Annotated in this window: 12 protein-coding genes and 1 pseudogene; 8 read left to right on the top strand and 5 right to left on the bottom strand. The window is 32.8% G+C overall.

From position 1 onward, the window contains the following. A pseudogene (locus ACVC5O_RS02690) lies at positions 1 to 105 on the top strand (IS110 family transposase); the annotation flags it as partial. Between the two features lie 18 nt (positions 106 to 123). Here the strand turns inward: ACVC5O_RS02690 and ACVC5O_RS02685 are convergent. The 3 genes from ACVC5O_RS02685 to ACVC5O_RS02675 all read right to left on the bottom strand — a co-directional run bounded on the left by ACVC5O_RS02685 (position 124) and on the right by ACVC5O_RS02675 (position 5100). After that, entirely contained in the window at positions 124 to 990 is an 867-nt protein-coding gene (locus ACVC5O_RS02685; protein WP_452219922.1) for a hypothetical protein, read from the bottom strand. Between the two features lie 145 nt (positions 991 to 1135). Next, the gene (locus ACVC5O_RS02680) at positions 1136 to 2155 is read right to left on the bottom strand and encodes a N(4)-(beta-N-acetylglucosaminyl)-L-asparaginase (RefSeq protein WP_452219921.1); all 1020 of its coding nucleotides are present in this window, start codon (positions 2153 to 2155) and stop codon (positions 1136 to 1138) included. A 5-nt stretch (positions 2156 to 2160) separates the two neighbouring features. Beyond that, entirely contained in the window at positions 2161 to 5100 is a 2940-nt protein-coding gene (locus tag ACVC5O_RS02675) for a GH92 family glycosyl hydrolase (protein ID WP_452219920.1), read from the bottom strand. Positions 5101 to 5142: 42 nt separating this feature from the next. On the opposite strand from ACVC5O_RS02675, the gene ACVC5O_RS02670 reads away from it, so the two are divergent. The 7 genes from ACVC5O_RS02670 (at position 5143) to ACVC5O_RS02640 (ending at position 13636) form a co-directional block, all read left to right on the top strand. Then, complete coding sequence (locus ACVC5O_RS02670; protein ID WP_452219919.1) at positions 5143 to 7410, top strand: glycoside hydrolase family 20 protein; 2268 nt, start codon at positions 5143 to 5145, stop codon at positions 7408 to 7410. 92 nt (positions 7411 to 7502) lie between these two features. Then, a complete protein-coding gene (locus ACVC5O_RS02665) occupies positions 7503 to 8204 on the top strand; it encodes a copper homeostasis protein CutC (RefSeq protein ID WP_452219918.1) in 702 nt (233 codons plus the stop codon). Further along, positions 8204 to 9400, top strand: a complete 1197-nt coding sequence (locus tag ACVC5O_RS02660; protein WP_452219917.1) for a PNGase F N-terminal domain-containing protein — start codon at positions 8204 to 8206, stop codon at positions 9398 to 9400. The genes ACVC5O_RS02665 and ACVC5O_RS02660 overlap by 1 nt, the downstream gene beginning before the upstream one ends. A 1-nt stretch (position 9401) precedes the next feature. Then, complete coding sequence (locus ACVC5O_RS02655) at positions 9402 to 11570, top strand: glycosyl hydrolase 2 galactose-binding domain-containing protein (RefSeq protein ID WP_452219916.1); 2169 nt, start codon at positions 9402 to 9404, stop codon at positions 11568 to 11570. A 122-nt stretch (positions 11571 to 11692) separates the two neighbouring features. Next, positions 11693 to 11866: a glycoside hydrolase family 2 protein gene (locus ACVC5O_RS02650; protein ID WP_452219915.1), complete on the top strand. Its 174-nt coding sequence runs from the start codon at positions 11693 to 11695 to the stop codon at positions 11864 to 11866. A gap of 36 nt (positions 11867 to 11902) precedes the next feature. Beyond that, on the top strand, positions 11903 to 13204 hold the full coding sequence (locus ACVC5O_RS02645) for a metallophosphoesterase (protein ID WP_452219914.1): 1302 nt from the start codon (positions 11903 to 11905) through the stop codon (positions 13202 to 13204). A gap of 135 nt (positions 13205 to 13339) precedes the next feature. Further along, on the top strand, positions 13340 to 13636 hold the full coding sequence (locus ACVC5O_RS02640; RefSeq protein ID WP_452219913.1) for a thioredoxin family protein: 297 nt from the start codon (positions 13340 to 13342) through the stop codon (positions 13634 to 13636). 8 nt (positions 13637 to 13644) lie between these two features. Here ACVC5O_RS02640 and ACVC5O_RS02635 read toward each other — a convergent pair whose 3' ends face one another. Both ACVC5O_RS02635 and ACVC5O_RS02630 read right to left on the bottom strand, forming a co-directional pair. After that, a complete protein-coding gene (locus ACVC5O_RS02635; RefSeq protein ID WP_452219912.1) occupies positions 13645 to 14301 on the bottom strand; it encodes a polysaccharide deacetylase family protein in 657 nt (218 codons plus the stop codon). Continuing rightward, positions 14301 to 17630 carry a glycosyltransferase family 117 protein gene (locus tag ACVC5O_RS02630; RefSeq protein ID WP_452219911.1) on the bottom strand — a complete coding sequence of 1110 codons (3330 nt, stop codon included), beginning with the start codon at positions 17628 to 17630 and terminating at the stop codon, positions 14301 to 14303. Before ACVC5O_RS02630 ends, ACVC5O_RS02635 begins: the two co-directional genes overlap by 1 nt. Positions 17631 to 17700: the final 70 nt, after the last annotated feature.

Raw genomic sequence — 17700 nt, 5'->3', positions numbered from 1 at the left:
GCGTTAATCGCAGTATGCAATAAGTTATTGAAACAAGCCTTTGCAATTGCTAAATCGGGATTAATATATGATGATTCTTACAGAAGTACTTTAGTGAAAAATTAATGAGTTTTTACTTGTTTTTTACCACAGTACTTTGTTAGACGAGGCGCTACCATCTGAGTTTCCTGCTCTTGCTCCAATGTAAGTGTTGTTATTGCCTTTAGCTACACGCCCAGAATAGTAACCCAATCCTACATTAAACTCTCCTGTTTCATTATATCTAAACGATTGGTTTCCTATACCTAAATTTCTGTTAGCATTGTTTTCTGCTAATGCTAAGGCTCCAATGGCTAAATTGTGATTTCCACTTGTATTACTTTGTAAAGCTTGTACACCAAGTGCAGTGTTATTACCTCCATCACTATTACTATTTAAAGCTCTAGAACCTAAACCTGTATTTCTTCTGCCATCTACGTTAAGACTTAAGGCTGTATGTCCAATGGCAACATTCTGGTCACCAGTTGTATTTAATGCAAGAGATTGAAAACCTACGCCAACATTTTGGTTGTCAGAGCTGTCATCTGCATTGCCACTGGTTAATCCTAAATACACAGAAGCCCCATCCTCAGTACCATCCACATCAGATTTACCATCAATTAAATCGTTAATGCGTTTTGCACCAGAAAGCGGAACCCAAGCAGGAATATCGTTATCCCAATAATGATAGCCTTTTGTATAACTTACTGTACCTATAGTTACATTTGTAGTTAAATAAACTAACATACTGTTTTGGAATGCTCCAGGATCTGTGCCAGGAAATGTATTCATTCTAGGAACTAGTAAGCCATCTGTATTAATTGGAGCAGTTGTACTTGATGCAGAAACGTCTAATGAGGCCTGAGGATTTACATTGCCAATTCCTACTTGCGCAATTCCAAAGTGTATAGTAATTAAAGTAAAAATAAGTGTATAAAAGGTGGTTTTAAAACTTACTAAATGAGTTCTCATAATTAAAAATTTAGGGATAAATTAATTATTTCAAATTTAATAGATTAAAGAGTAAATAAGGTACTATTAATTATCAAAAAAGGATTAAAAACTATCAATACACATAAAGGGGTTGAGTGTTGAGCTCAAGTATTCATAAAAAAGCTTAATCTTTAGTTTTATTAAAATAATCAGATTGGATTTGCTCATTCTTCCCATCCTGAAATTTAGTCATACTAAACCATTGATGTATTGAGTAACTCCCAGTTTCGCCACTTTTATTTACAGCAATATAACCTACTTGAAAATCTTTAAAATTACTGTTTGGCTTCTTTACAATTCGGCTAATAGCTTCTTCGCAAGCTTCTTGAGGCGATTTTCCTTGTCGCATTAATTCTACAACCAAAAAGCTACCAACAGTTTTCACAACCTCTTCTCCAAGACCTGTTGCCACACAACCACCAACTTCATTATCTACAAACAAACCAGAACCAATAATTGGCGAATCGCCAACTCGACCTCCTAATTTATACGCTAACCCACTAGTTGTACAAGCACCAGAAATATCTCCATTTTTATCAATAGCGAGCATGCCAATAGTGTCGTGGTTTTCAATATTGATAATGGGTTTGTATTTGGCTTCAATTTTCCATTTTTCCCAAGCTTTTTTGGAGGCTTCGGTTAGTAAGTTTTCGGTCTTAAAACCCTTAGAAACTGCAAATTGTTTTGCACCTTCACCAGCAAGCATCACATGTGGTGTGTCTTCCATAACCTTTCTGGCAACCGAAACGGCATGTGTTATATTTTGAAGATAGACTACAGAGCCACAGTTTCCGTTTTTATCCATAATACACGCATCTAAAGTCACGTTTCCATCTCTATCTGGTAAGCCACCTTTTCCAACAGATTGTCCTTTTTCGTTAGCTTCCTCAACTCTACAGCCTTGTTCTACAGCATCTAGTGCAGTGCCTCCAGCTTGTAATATTTCCATGGCTTTTGCAGTAGAATCTATGACATGCCAAGTTGCAATCACTAAAGGTAATTTTGCTGTTGTTGTATTTGCTGAAGCTGTAGTGCCTGCAATTTTTTCTTCCGAATTTTTTTCGGCACAACTAGCAAGTGTACTTCCTATTGCTAATCCAACTCCAGATAGCGAAGCATTTTTAATAAAGTTTCTACGTTTCATAGTATTTATTTAATAGTAATTTCGTCTGCAAATAACCAACTTCTGCCATCGTGTTCATAACCTAAATGCCATTCCGGAAGTTTACCTAAAGTTTTGGCTACAATTTTAATATATCTATATTTTTTTGGGACTATTTTAAAATGAATTTTTTTAATAGTTACTGCTTCCGAAGCTTTTGAAGCATCTAATGTTTTAATAGCATCAATACTCTCAAAATCTTTACCATTTTTAGAACCATAACACGTAACTTCTGTTGGATAAAAGATCCACGAACGTTGGTCTTCTAAAAAATTAATAGTTACTAAATTTACAGACTTTTCACTGCCTAAATCTACAGTAGCACTAAGGTTTTTATCAAAATAGCCTTGCCAAGTTCCTGTTCTAAAATCTTGCGTGCCATAAATACCATCTATAAGCGCATTATTTCCTCCGCCATTATATTGGTTGGCATATTCTGTGTCTAGTTGAATTGAAATATTAGGATCTATTTTATAGAATTTAGTTTCAATTGTAGCGCTTTTTATTCCGTTTTTTTCTGAATAGACTTTTAAAGTTGAAGGTTTAGTGATTTCAAAAGAAGCTATATAGCTTTTAAATTCGGCCTCATTTAAACTATAAAATATAGAGGCTTCTTTGTCTGCATTATCTAAAACAATTTCAGTTTTTCCTTTAAAAGCCACATCTCCTTTTGCAATAAAGGGAGCAGGTGTAATTAGGTGCTCTTTAATTTCAGTAGAAGGCACTTGGTGGTCTTTAGTTGCCCAATCAGTTGGAGTTGCGCTCATATTAAATTTAAGTGTGCCACCATTCATTATATTGTTATGTGTAATAAAAGAAGTATTTAAAGGTTTTCCATTTAATTCTGCAGATTCTATATAGATATTTTTATCGTTTAAATTTTCAGCAATAACAGTAAATTGCTTTCCGTTTTCTAAATTAAAAGTGGCCTTTTTAAACAAAGGCGTTCCAATAATATATTCGTTGCTCCCAGGAGTTACAGGATAAAAACCAATACTACTAAATACGTACCAAGCACTCATCTGTCCGCAATCTTCATTACCTGAAATTCCGTCTGGTGTATTGGTATATAATTGGGTTAAAATTTGATGAATTTTTTCTTGCGTTTTATGTGGTTTGTTCACAAAATTATAGAGGTAAGCCATGTGGTGACTAGGCTCGTTTCCATGTGCATATTGCCCAATTAATCCTGTAATATCTACTTGATGTCGTCCTGATGTTTCATTTTTGGCTATAAATAACTCATCGAGATTAGCTTCAAGTTTATCTTTTCCGCCCAATAGATTTATAAAACCAGTAACATCTTGTGGGACGTAAAAACTGTATTGCCACGCGTTAGCTTCGGTATAATTAAAATTCACTTCGTAAGGATCAAAAGGAGCAAACCATGTATTTCTAAAACGGCCTCTCATAAACTGAGTTTCTGGGTCAAAAATATTCTTGTAATACTGTGCTCTTTCGGAGTAGATTTTAAAATCTTCAGTTTTGTTTAAGTGTTGTGCCATTTGGGCAATAGTCCAATCATCGTAAGCATATTCCAATGTTTTTGAAACCGATTCGCTTTCCTCTTCAACAGGAATAAAGCCAAATTCTTTATAACTTTTTAAGCCTAGTTTATCTCGTGTTGCAGAATGCTTCATCGCAGTAAACGCTTTTTCAATATCATAATTTGTAATGCCTTTTAGATAAGCATCTGCAATTACTGGAACTGCGTGATAGCCAATCATACAGCCTGTATAATTAGCCGATAAATCCCAAATTGGCATAATGCCACCTTCGTCATATTTTGCTAAAAAGGTATTTATAAAATCGTTAGTTTTATCTTGTTCAATAATAGTGTAAAGCGGATGAGCAGCACGATAGGTGTCCCAAAGCGAGAATACAGTATAGTAATCGAAATCCTTGGTTTCGTGTATTTTTAAATCCATACCACGATAGCGACCATCTACATCTTGGTAAAGGTTTGGTGCTAAAGCCACATGGTACATAGAAGTATAAAAGTTGGTTTTGTAATCTTCATTATCACTGTCAACAACAATTTTTTCTAGTTGCTTTTCCCAAAAATCCTGAGCTGTTTTTTTTACTTGCTCAAAGCTTTGATCTCCTATTTCTCCTTCTAAATTTTTTCTTGCGCCTTCAATATCTACAGCACTAATACCTACTTTAATATAAACAGGTTCGTTATTTGGGTTTTTAAATTGTAAAGCAATTTTTTGAGCTCCTGGTTGTCCTGTTTCTGGAGGTGATTGCAATACATCACTAAATGGATGTGATGTTTTAATCACAAAAAATAAGCGTTGGTCTTTTGCCCAAGCTTCTGAAAATCTGTAGCCAACAATTTCGGTTTCTGAAACCCTATCAATTTTAGCCTCTAAAACTTTATCGCGATGCATTAAATCTACAATGGCGAATTGGTTTTCTGAAGATGGATATTGATATTTATGAATGCCACTACGTTTTGAAACCGTTAATTCCACATTAATATTTGTGCTGTCTAAAAGCACTTTATAATAACCAGGTTCTGCAATTTCATTATCGTGCGAAAAATGTGCTTTATAACCAGGTTTTCCATCTGCTCCATTATTAAAATGTTGCGCATTGGTTGGCATTATTAAAACATCTCCATAGTCGGAAACACCTGTTCCACTTAAATGCGTATGCGAAAATCCATAAATATAACTATCGCTATAATGGTAGCCTGAACAGCCATCCCAACCGTCTAAACGTGTGTCTGGACTTAACTGCATCATCCCAAAAGGCATAGTGGCTCCAGGATACGTGTGTCCATGACCTCCTGTTCCAATAAAGGGATTAACATAAGAAATTAAAGGTTTATTTTTTTCAACTATTGTGGTAGTTTTAGAAGCATCATTACAAGAGCTAAGGACTAAAAAAAGAATAAAAACAAGAGTAAGTTTTACTTTCATCAAATAGAATGTTATTTTTATAAGCATCTAAGATAATTAAAAATGAGGTGTCACAAAATCCTAACAATTCTTATTATAAGTTTTAGTTTTTTTGCTTGCTCTAAAAAAACGATTCCGCCACACACAATTCATATAATTCCTGCACCATTAAGTCAAACCATTACAAAAGGTCATTTTAAATTAAGTGCTAATACTAAAATTAAAAATGAAGATGATTTTAAAGTGAGTACAACATTTTTAAAGGACTATATAAATCCTGTTGAAGCAAAAGGAGCCACCAATGCGATTGAATTTATAAAAAATGAAACCATTAGTAATACGGAAGGCTATCAATTATTAATAACAGAAAATGCAATAACAATACAGGCAAGTACAGATTCTGGAGCCTTCTACGCTGTACAAACCTTAAGACAATTATTACCTAAAGAATTAGAATCAAATACACCTTATCAACAAAAGATTAGTTTGCCATGTTTAACCATAAAGGATGAACCACGATTTCCGTATAGAGGTATGCATTTGGATGTGGCACGACATTTTTATCCTGTTGAATTTATTAAAAAGTACATCGACGCTATTGCGCTATTAAAAATGAACACATTCCATTGGCATTTAACAGATGATCAAGGTTGGCGCATTGAGATTAAAAGCTATCCATTACTAAATGAGATTTCAGCATTTAGAAACCAAACATTAATAGGTCATTACAGCGATCAACCACATCAATTTGATGGTAAAAAATACGGAGGATTTTACACTCAAGAACAAATTAAAGACGTAGTGTCTTATGCAACTTCTAGAAATATAACTGTTATTCCAGAAATTGAAATGCCTGGACATGCACAAGCAGCAATTGCTGCTTATCCAGAATTAGGTTGTACAGGAAATACAGTTGAGGTAGCTACAAAATGGGGTGTTTTTGAAGATATATTTTGTACAAACGACAAAACTTTTGCCTTTTTAGAAAATGTTTTAGATGAAGTGATTCCGTTATTTCCAAGTCAGTATATCCATATTGGGGGAGATGAGGCACCAAAAACCAATTGGAAAAAATGTAGCCAATGCCAACGCAGAATTCAAGAAGAAGGATTGAAAGACGAGCACGAACTTCAAAATTATTTTATTACTAGAATGGAGAAATACCTTAATAGTAAAGGCAAGCAAATTATAGGTTGGGACGAAATTTTAGAAGGCGGATTAGCACCAAATGCAACCGTTATGTCTTGGCGAGGCACAAAAGGTGCAGTCGAAGCTGCAAAGCAACAACACAATGTGATAATGACACCAACGTCGCACTGCTATTTTGATTATTACCAATCAGACAATAGCCAAGAGCCATTAGCAATTGGTGGATATTTACCACTAGAAAAAGTGTACCATTTTAATCCTTATCCAGAAGAATTAACTAGCGAAGAAACTAAATATATACTTGGTGTACAAGGCAATATTTGGACCGAATATATGCCAACATCCAAGCAAGTGGAATATATGATGTTTCCCAGAGCATTAGCCATGAGTGAAGTCGCTTGGAGTACAACTGAAAATAAAAATTACAGCAATTTTGTAACTCATGTAGAGCATTTTAATAAGCGTTTGGATGTTTTAGACTTTAATTATGCCAACCACTTGTATGAAGTTGAAGGCGAATTACTTTCAGAAAACAACACGTTAAGCTACCAATTACAAACAGTTACAAAAGATAAAAGAATTCTGTACACAGTTAATGGTACAAGCCCAACACTGTATTCCGAAGTGTATAAAAAACCTATACCAATTTCAGAAACATCAACCATAAAAGCTGCTGTGTTTAATGATAATGAACAATTAGGCAGTGTTTTTAAAAAGCAAATAAATTTCCATAAAGCAGTTGGTAAAAAAATTACAATTAATAAAGCACCACATAAAGCCTATTCAGGAAGTGGTGCACAAGGCTTAATTAACGGAATTAATGGAGACAACACGCGTTTTGGAGATAAGGAATGGTTAGGGTTTTGGGGAGAAGACATTGAGATTACAATTGATTTAGGTGAAGACATGGAGATAAATTCGGTTAAAACGAGATTCTATAATGGGAATGGACAATGGATTTATGCGCCATCTTTTGTAGAAATTAGTTTTGATGAAAGCAATTTTGAAGGATATGAAATTGGAAATTCTGAAAAATTATTAGTGAACTTTAATCAAAATTTTAAAACAACAAAAGCGAGGTATATTAAGATAAAAGTTAAAAATTACGGAACAATTCCTGAAGGTAAACAAGGTACTGGAAACAAGGCTTGGACATTTATGGATGAAATAATCGTTAATTAAAAATTGAATTAATGTCACTCAGAGGAGCCTTCTAGCGACGTAGGAATCTCAAAGATTAACTTAGATAAAATGTTTTATAAAATGATTATACTATGACAGTAGAAATTTGCGCAAACTCATTCCAATCGGCTAAAAATGCACAAGACGCAGGAGCACATCGTATCGAGTTATGTTCAGAATTATCGGTTGGAGGCATTACACCAAGTTATGGTTTAATTAAACAAGTGGTTAACGAGTTGTCTATTAAAACTTTCGTGTTAATACGTCCTCGAAGTGGCGATTTTACCTATTCGGATTCCGAATTTGAAATTATAAAACAAGACATTAAAATTTGTAAGGACTTAGGTGTTTCTGGTATTGTTTCTGGAGTTTTAAATAGCGATAACAGCTTAGATGTAGCCAGAACAAAAACACTTGTGGAACTTTCTAAACCAATGTCTTTTACGTTTCATCGTGCTTTCGATGGTGTTCCGAATCCCACAGAAACATTAGAGCAATTAATAGCATTAGGTGTAGATAGAATTTTAACTTCAGGACAAGAGGATTCTGCAATAAAAGGAATTACACTTTTAAAACAACTACAAGAAAAAGCAAAAGAACGCTTAATTATATTAGCAGGAAGCGGAGTAAATCCCAATAACGCTAAACAATTTAAAGCCGCTGGATTTTTAGAAATTCATGCTTCAGCTTCAAAAGCAATTGTAAAACCAACTAAAAATAAGTTCTTTGATAATACCATACAAACTGTTTCAGATAAAGACACTATTCAATCCATTTTAAACGCTATCCAATAATGACCAATAGAATTTTATTGCTATTATGCATCCTAATGTCTTCCTGTAAACAAGAGATAAAACCTTTTGGAAACCAATTAATTTCTGTTTTTCAGAAAGAAAACCTGTATTTTGATATGGCTTTTAAAACCGATTCTTTACAAAAAAAAGATAGAATTTTACGATTAGATGCTGGTCGTGTTTTAGTGAAAAAAGTAACACTACCAAAATATACACTACAACCAAAAGTCACTGTAAATGTAACGCTCACTTCCAATGGAGATCCTTGGGATAAATCGGGTTCGTTATTTGTGATTCCTACATCTTCAGATCTAAATTTGTTAGATTTTGAAACTAAAACCATTAAAAAAACACAATTTAAAGATTCGTTTCCAGGAATTAAAACAGTAAAAATTAATAATAAAACTTACCAGCCAAATGTAGAATTGTTACGGTTTATGACGCCTTTTGGAGTTGGCTATTTTAATACAGACGAGCGTGTAGCTGCACTAAAACCTGTATATATTCCAAAATGGGAAGCGCAAGTAAATTGGCAACAAGATATTACACACCTTTTACCTTTGTTGGAAGATGAGGTTTATGTTGGCGTGTTTATAGATACTTGGACCAAGCAAGGCTATACTATTTCTGTGGATTTGAATTTTGAAGAAAGTGAGATACCTAATCACAAAAAGAAATCCCAACAGGTTATTCCTGTGTTAAACACCACGAAGTATGGTTCTGAGCAAAAATTTTACGATGCCTTTTCAAAAGAAAATTTAATTATTGATATCCCAGTTGAAGCCACTTTAAAAAACGCAAAATTATACTACATTACAACTGGTCATGGAGGTCATGCGGAAGGTGATGAGTTTACCAAAAAAGAAAATACCATTAAATTAAATGGCTCAATAATCAAACAATTTACGCCTTGGCGAGACGATTGTGCCAGTTTTAGACGATTTAATCCAACCTCTGGAGTGTGGACAGAAAAAACAACTTGGAAAGGCGAAGAGATTGAAGAACGAATTGCGTCTTCCGATTATTCTAGATCCAATTGGTGCCCTGGAAGCGACGTTAAGCCAGAAATTATAGACTTAGGAAATCTTGAAAAGGGTACTCATAATTTTGAATTTTCCATTCCAGAAGCACAAGCGATTGATGGCGATAAAATTAATTATTGGATGGTTTCTGTCTATATAGTTTATGATAATTAATATGAAAAAAGGCCTAATTTATTGTTTTGTAGTAGTGCTATTTTTTGGTTGTAAGAAAAAAAGCGATGTTCCGCAAACTACAGAAATCAATTGTAATTGGCAATTTAAATCAGTAACAGATACAGTTTGGAACGCTGCAACTGTCCCAGGAAATGTACATTCAGATTTAATAGAAAATAAATTGATTAAACATCCATTTGTTGGTAACAACGAAGAGGAATTGCAATGGATTTCTGAAACCGATTGGGAGTATAAAGCTACTTTTAAAGTAGATCAAAACACAATCAATAAAAAGCATGTTGAACTTAATTTTGAAGGCTTAGATACTTACGCTTCGGTCTATTTAAACGATAGTTTAATTCTTAAAGCAAACAATGCATTTAGAACATTTAAAGTTGATGTAAAACCTATTTTGAAAGCTGAAAACGAACTAAAGATTACTTTTGAAAACACTTCAATTCAAGAAGAAAAAGCGAAAAACAAACTAAACTATATATTACCAGAAGGAAACAGAGTGTTTACCAGAAAAGCACAATTTCAATATGGTTGGGATTGGGGACCAAAACTTAATACAAGTGGAATTTGGAAGCCAATTAAGTTAATGGCTTGGGATGATTTAAAATTAGAAGAAATATCCTTCGACCAAATAGAATTAAATGATAAAATTGCTAAATTAATTTTAGATGTTAAAGTTAGAGCAGAAGACAAGAGTGGCTTATCATATAACATCTATTTAAATAACGAATTGAACACAACTTATGGTGGTCAAAATAAATCAGAAATTATAATCCAAATTAAAAATCCAAAACGTTGGTGGCCACATAATTTAGGAGACCCTTATTTATACGATATAAAAGTTGTAGTTAAAAAAGATGAAGCTGTTTTAGATAGTGTTTTAACTAAAATAGGTTTACGTACTATTGAGCTAGTAACCGAAAAAGACAGCATTGGCGAATCTTTTTATTTTAAAGTAAACGATGTGCCTGTGTATGCAAAAGGCGCAAATTACATTCCGCAAAACAGTATGCAAAACAAAGTTACAGATGCGCATTATGAGAAGCTGTTAAATGATGTTGTAGATGCCAATATGAATATGCTACGAGTTTGGGGAGGAGGCATTTACGAAAATGATATTTTTTACAATTTATGCGATGAAAAAGGAATTTTAGTTTGGCAAGATTTTATGTTCGCTTGTGCCATGTATCCTGGAGATAAAGATTTTTTAGATAACGTAAAACTAGAGGCAGAGCAACAAGTAAAACGCTTGCAAAATCACGCATGTATGGCGCTTTGGTGTGGTAATAATGAGAGTTCTGAAGGTTGGCATCGATGGGGTTGGCAACCCAATAGGAGTGAAGAAGAGAGAGAAGAAATCTGGAATAATTATTTAAAAGTATTCGACTCTATTTTGCCTTTAGCAGTTGTGCAAAACTCTAAAACAGATTACTGGGAAAGTTCGCCAAAATATGGTCGAGGTAATCCAAAATATAAAACCGAAGGCGATGCACACGATTGGTGGATTTGGCACGATGCGTATCCTTTTGAGCATCTCGAAAACAATGTACCACGATTTATGAGCGAATTTGGTTTTCAATCCTTTCCAAGTTACGAGGTTATTAAGTATATAAACCAAAGTGATTCTATACATATTTCTTCGGAAGACTTTAAAACTCACCAAAAGCACAGCAGAGGTTTTGAGCTTATTAACGAGTATATGGAACGCGATTTCCCAGTTCCAAATACTGCGGAAGATTACGTGTATGTGAGTCAGTTATTACAAGCCTACGGAATTACAAAAGGAATAGAAGCACAACGTAGAGCAAAACCATATACTATGGGAACGCTGTATTGGCAACTTAACGATTGTTGGCCTGTTGTTTCTTGGTCTAGTATCGATTTTTTTGGTAATTGGAAGGCCTTGCATTATAAAGCTAAACGAAGTTTTGAAGATGTTTTAATCTCATCGAAAGTTGAAGATAATATTTTAAAAACCTACATCATTAATGACGATTTAGAAGGTTATGGAGGAGAATTAGCCATAAAAATCATAGACTTTAAAGGAAAAGAACTTTACACTACTGCTACAAAAATTTATGCGTCTTCAAATTCTAGCGAAATTAAAATGAACTTAATTTACAACAGCTTCAGTTTAACAAAAATGATGTTGTAATAGTAGCTGAATTTAATAAAAGAAAAAGCCTGCATTATCTTGTTAAACCGAAAGAGTTAAAGCTTTTAAAAGGAGATATTCAGCAAAAAACAATTAAAACAGAAGATGGATTTTTAATCGAATTGTCTTCAGCAGTACTTCAAAAAGATGTGTTTTTATATTCAAAAGAAAAAGGTCATTTTAGCGATAATTTTTTCGATATTTTACCAAATGAGACTAAAACTATCCATTTTAAAACCAATGGCAGTGATAGTGTTACTATTCAAATCAAAAGCATTAACAATTTAATAAGATAGTTTGTAGTTTCGTTATTTAACTTTGCAAAAAAAAATATGTTGCGTTGGATTGTTTTACTTTTATTATTAGGTCTTATAGATCTCTATGCCTTTCAGGCAGTTAGAACTATTACCAAAAACATCTGGATTTATATTGCATATTGGTTATTTAGTGCATTAGTTTTTGGTAATTTTGTGTACTACTATTCTAATTTTGTTCGTGGCGAAAGCTTTACCAATGGGCATGGTTATGCTGTCGCCTTTTTATTCACTTGGTTTTTGCCAAAAATTGTAATAATTACACTGCTTTTTGGCGAAGATGTTTTTAGAACCTTAGTTTATGCATTTAAAAAAGCTACCACAACTAATGAGGTTACTGCAGTGAGTTTTCATGGTAGGCGAGCGTTTATATCTAAATTAGCCTTAGGTCTTGCAGCTTTGCCATTTGCTTCTTTTTTATATGGTATTACTAAAGGAAAATACAATTATAAAGTCCTTAAATATTCGTTATATTTTGAAGATTTACCAGAAGCTTTCGATGGTTATAAAATCACACAAATTAGTGATATTCATTCAGGTAGTTTAGAAAGTAGAGAGGAGATAGAATATGGTGTTAGCCTAATAAACGAGCAAGAAAGTGATGCTATTTTATTTACAGGAGATATTGTAAATACCAAAGCCGAAGAGATGCAAAAATGGATTCCTGTTTTTGATAAATTAGAAGCAAAAGACGGAAAATATTCAGTGTTAGGGAATCATGATTATGGCTATTATGCTTATGGAGGAGATGTGGAGTTAAATCGAAAAAATCAAATTGAAATTGAAGCAGTACATAAAAATATTGGGTTTGATTTGCTTTTAAATGAAAACCGCCAGATTGAAAAAAACGGACAACATATAAATATTATTGGTGTAGAAAATTGGGGCGCATCTCGTCATTTTCCTAAACGAGGAAGCCTTGTTGAAGCTACAAAAGGTATAGATAATAATGCCTTTAATATTTTATTATCTCACGACCCATCGCACTTCGATTTTAAAAAAATGGAATTAAATAATACCGATATCAATAATCATGATATTGTAATTGATGAGACCAACGTTATTAATTTTGAAAAGCACATCCATTTAACTTTAGCAGGACATACACATGGAATGCAATTTGGAATAGAAATTCCTTATTTTAATTTTAAATGGAGTCCTGTAAAATACAGATATCCAAAATGGGCAGGATTATATAAGGAAGCAGGTAAATTTTTACATGTAAATAGAGGTTTTGGGTATTTAGCATTTCCTGGTCGTATAGGTATTTGGCCAGAAATTACAGTTATAGAGCTTAAACGAGGTACAGGAAATGCTTAATAATTATAAAATACTACTTTTAATAAGATATTTTGTATTTTTAGTTATGTCGAACAGTGTAAAACAAATCGTTTCATCAAAATTGATAAAAATTGTGTAGGTTTGTACTAATAGCCTTTAATTAATACTTAGGATATGTCAAAATTTGGAGAGCTTATAGATATTAACATTCCTGTTCTGTTAGAGTTTTTTACAGAGTGGAATGAGCAATCAACAGCTATGCATGCCGTTTTAAGAGATGTTGCTGCTGCGCTTGGAGATAAAGCTAAAGTCATTAAAATTGATGTAGATAAAAACAAAGAGCTTGCAGAAGCGCTTAGAGTTAAAGGTTTACCCACTTTAATTATCTACAAAAATGGTGAAATGAAATGGCGCCAAAGTGGTGAGCAAGATGCCAATACACTAATTGGTCTCATCCAAGAATACGTTTAAAAACGCTTTTAACTCCCTATTGCTTTAAACGCATACCCTTTTTTACTAAAATAGTCTAACACTTTGGGCAAAGCATATTGCATGTTTTTAGAAGCCTTTACACTATCATGAAATACTACAATATTTCCTGCTGTAGTTTTAGAAGTTATATTTTTTAAACATTGTGCAGGCGTAACCTTATCATCCCAATCAAATGCCACGCAAGTCCACATCATAATTTTATAGCCTAAAGCTCTAAGTTTTTTTCCTTGTTTAGGAGTTATTTGTCCATAAGGAGGTCTAAATAATTTTTGTTTAGAATTTTTATTGAAGTCCTTAATTTGAAGGTTAATAACACTTTGAGCTTTTTCTGTGTTTTTTATGTAAGTCTCTGTTGAGGTTTTCCAGCCTCTTAAATGGTTTTGAGTATGGTTGCCAATACTATGGCCATTTTTTAAAATAGAGTTAAAAATTTCAGGATGTTTAATTACATTTTCTCCAATACAAAAAAAGGTTGCTTTAGCATTATAATGATCTAAGGTTTTTAAAGTCCATTCTGTAATTTCAGGAGTTGGACCATCATCAAAAGTTAAGTAAATCACTTTTTCTTTTAAAGAAAATTCCCAAACATAGCTTGGGAATAATTTCTTTATAATTAATGGTATTTTAACAATATTAAAAATCATTAGTCTTCTAGAGAATCTTCTTCAATTTGGTTGTTATTATTAGACTGTAAGTCTATATCTGGTTTAGTTTCCTCGTCCTCTCCAGCTCCAAAATGCTTAAACTTTTTTAAATAGTCATTAAAAGTTTGCGACTCAGATCTGCCAAAAGTTTCATCATATTCAATTAAAACATCTATTAAGCTTTTGTAACGTTCAATATCTGTTATTATGTCTGAGAAATATGTTTTTTGATTCTCGTAAGACAATTCACTATAATAGCTTAAATTTTCTTGGTATTTAATAGAGACGTCTTTAAATAATTGTCTTGCTTTATCTTTAGCATTAACTTCGTAATATGCACTTATGTATGGCTCTAGTAAGGTGTAATAGCCATAATTATTTACTGGCATATTTTCCATAGCTATATCTGCAATTTCTTCAGCTTTATCTAACTTATCTTCATTAATTAATTGCTCAATTAAACGAGCTAAATTACCTCTATAGGTTATTGAGTTTTTACGTGTTTCAGGATCATGGTAGATGTTGTTACTTCCACTATTTCCCCAATTCCAATTAACTACTTTATCATACATTAAATCGCTATCTACGCGTCCCATATCAAATGGGTTTGCTCTATCTACTGGTGTTTTAATTGGCACTAATTTATAAACCATTCCATCTAGTTGTAAGTAGTCCTTCATCCAAATATAATCGTCGTTACCAAATGCGCCACCTGTAAAATAAATTGGTCGTTCCCAATCATTAGTTGCCACAATGTCTAGCATTAATAATCTATTTTTATAAATAGCATTATCAGTAATTCTTATATTTAAACTATCTGCAATTCTGGATTCGTCTTTTGGTTTAACAATGCCATTTGCTAATACTTTTTGTTTATTTACAGGAATGCTAACATTCTCCACAGGAAAATAATTAGAGTTTATTAATTGCGCAGGATAATCGTTTGGATTATCACCTTGTTGTTGTAAAATAAACTTAAATTTTGTTTTAGGATTATCACTTGTAATAAAATCCATAAACGCTTTAATATCCATAGTATCTTTAGAGATTTCACGTTTCATTATGTAATCTCGTGTGCCATGTTTGTATTGGTCGTGTACTAATTTAGAAGGTATTGGATCACTCTCGTAAGCTTTACGTTTCATTTGGTCTATATACCAGTCTGTTTGAAATAAACTAGTGTTAACCACACGCACATCTGTACGATAGCCTTCGATTTCTTGTGCATACCAAAGTGCAAAAGTATCGTTATCTCCAATGGAAAATAATATGCCATTTTCTGCACAAGAATCTAAATACTTTTTAGCCATTGATCTTGCAGTATATTTACCAGATCTATCATGATCGTCCCAATTGTTTGCAATTAAAATTCCTGGCACTAATAATAAACTTATAACTGTAATTGCAGGAGCTAGAAATGAAGCAGTAGTGTAGCGCTTTACAAAATCGTAAATAGCATAAACACCAAAACCAATCCATAAAGCAAAAACATAAAAGGATCCTACTACAGAGTAATCACGCTCTCTAGGCTCAAAAGGTCTTACGTTGGTATATACTTGTATAGCTAGTCCTGTAAAGAGGAAGAATACTAACATTACCCAAAACAGTTTTTTGTCTTTATTAAAAAGGAAGAACAAACCAATTAAACCAAAAATTAGAGGTAAAAAGTAATAGGTATTTCTTGCCTTGTTATTTTCTACATCACTTGCTAAATTATCTTGTGAGAGTCCTAAATGCCATTCGTCTATAGGTTTAATTCCGCTAATCCAATTTCCATGATTATCGTAGCGTCCTTGAATATCGTCTTGTCTTCCAGAGAAATTCCACATAAAATAACGCCAATACATGTATCCTAATTGGTACTCTAACATATAAGCTACATTTTTTCCTAACGAAGGTTTTTCAACATCAATATATTGACTAAACTGTTTTAAAAAGTCATTATAATCTTCATAATCTACATTGCCTTGTGCCACATCGTTTTTAAAATCTGTAATTGCAGCTCTTAACCTGTTTTCCAATTGGTATTCTGGTTTAAGATTAAAATCTAAATAACCAGTAAAAATCATATAATTTTCGGCATTTTCTCCACTCCACATTCTAGGTAAAAAAGAGGCGTGTTTAGAGTTATAATTTTGCTTTGCTTTTTTATATTCGTTAACAATTACGTATTTGCCTTTTTGTAAATCTTTTTCATATTTAGGTTTATCATCTACATAAGGTTCATTTTCATCTAAACCAGAATATTGATCTGTAAATTGAGGACCATAAAACAAGTGTGTTTCAGGATACTGTTCTAAATTATAATATGCTAAAAGTTCTCTTGCACTAGAAGGGTTATTTTCATTAATTACTACGTTTGCGTTTGCTCGAATAGGCAACATAGTCCAAGAAGAGAATCCAATAATAACAAAAGTTAAACATAAAATACCTGTGTTTAAATGCGTGTAACCTTTATCTCGTGTATATTTTAAACCAAAATAAATAGCAGCAATTAATAGAATTGCAGCGATTATTGAGCCAGAATTAAAAGGAAGTCCAACACTATTCACAAAGAAAATTTCTAATACACTAAAAAACCTAAGAATGTTTGGTGCTAATAATTTAAACACAAATAGTAGTACTGCAACAGAAACTATGTTTGCAATAATGAAGTTTTTTATAGTAACTTCTTTATAGTTTTTAAAATAATATATTAATCCAATTGCAGGAATTGTTAATAATCCCATAAAGTGTACTCCAAACGATAAACCAATTATAAAGGCAATTAAAATTAACCATTTGTTCCCTCTTGGTTTGTCCATATCCTGTTCCCAACGCAATCCTAACCAAAATAAAATAGACATAATTAATGTTGCCATTGCGTAAACTTCGGTTTCTACAGCATTAAACCAAAAAGAATCTGTAAAAGCAAAAGCTAAGCTACCAACAAAAGCACTACCTAAAATAGCAATGTAATTTTGCTTAGATAAAATTGTGTTTTCTGAAGCGTTAGTAGTAAATAAAGCAATCTTTTTTAAAAGTAACGAGATAGTCCAAAACATAAAAAGTATAGTAAAAGCACTGCAAACAGCACTAACCATATTCATCATCCAGCCAATAGACTCATTGTCTCCAAAAGTAAATGTAGAAAAGAAAGCACCAACCATTTGAAAAAATGGAGCTCCAGGCGGATGACCAACTTGAAGTTTAGAAGAGGTTAAAATATATTCGCCAGCATCCCAATAACTCACAGTTGGTTCCACAGTAAGTGTATATACTATAAGAGCTATAAGAAAGGCAAACCAACCTAAAATGGTATTCCATTTTTTAAAGTTGAAGTGTATCATGTAATTTATGTTTATTTGCTTCGGCGAATTTAATAATAAATATGTAACTGTTAAGGTTTTTAAGTTAACG

The organism is Lacinutrix salivirga (genome assembly GCF_053604675.1).
The sequence above is the reverse complement of the archived record's forward strand: the minus strand, read 5'-3'. Positions and strand labels throughout refer to the sequence as shown.

Bases quoted from the DNA above. Each gene is read 5' to 3' on its own strand.
- ACVC5O_RS02630 (WP_452219911.1), bottom strand. From the start codon at position 17,630: ATGATACACTTCAACTTTAAAAAATGGAATACCATTTTAGGTTGGTTT.
- ACVC5O_RS02660 (WP_452219917.1), top strand. From the start codon at position 8,204: ATGACCAATAGAATTTTATTGCTATTATGCATCCTAATGTCTTCCTGT.
- ACVC5O_RS02655 (WP_452219916.1), top strand. From the start codon at position 9,402: ATGAAAAAAGGCCTAATTTATTGTTTTGTAGTAGTGCTATTTTTTGGT.
- ACVC5O_RS02680 (WP_452219921.1), bottom strand. From the start codon at position 2,155: ATGAAACGTAGAAACTTTATTAAAAATGCTTCGCTATCTGGAGTTGGA.
- ACVC5O_RS02670 (WP_452219919.1), top strand. From the start codon at position 5,143: ATGAGGTGTCACAAAATCCTAACAATTCTTATTATAAGTTTTAGTTTT.
- ACVC5O_RS02645 (WP_452219914.1), top strand. From the start codon at position 11,903: ATGTTGCGTTGGATTGTTTTACTTTTATTATTAGGTCTTATAGATCTC.
- ACVC5O_RS02685 (WP_452219922.1), bottom strand. From the start codon at position 990: ATGAGAACTCATTTAGTAAGTTTTAAAACCACCTTTTATACACTTATT.
- ACVC5O_RS02635 (WP_452219912.1), bottom strand. From the start codon at position 14,301: ATGATTTTTAATATTGTTAAAATACCATTAATTATAAAGAAATTATTC.
- ACVC5O_RS02640 (WP_452219913.1), top strand. From the start codon at position 13,340: ATGTCAAAATTTGGAGAGCTTATAGATATTAACATTCCTGTTCTGTTA.
- ACVC5O_RS02665 (WP_452219918.1), top strand. From the start codon at position 7,503: ATGACAGTAGAAATTTGCGCAAACTCATTCCAATCGGCTAAAAATGCA.
- ACVC5O_RS02675 (WP_452219920.1), bottom strand. From the start codon at position 5,100: ATGAAAGTAAAACTTACTCTTGTTTTTATTCTTTTTTTAGTCCTTAGC.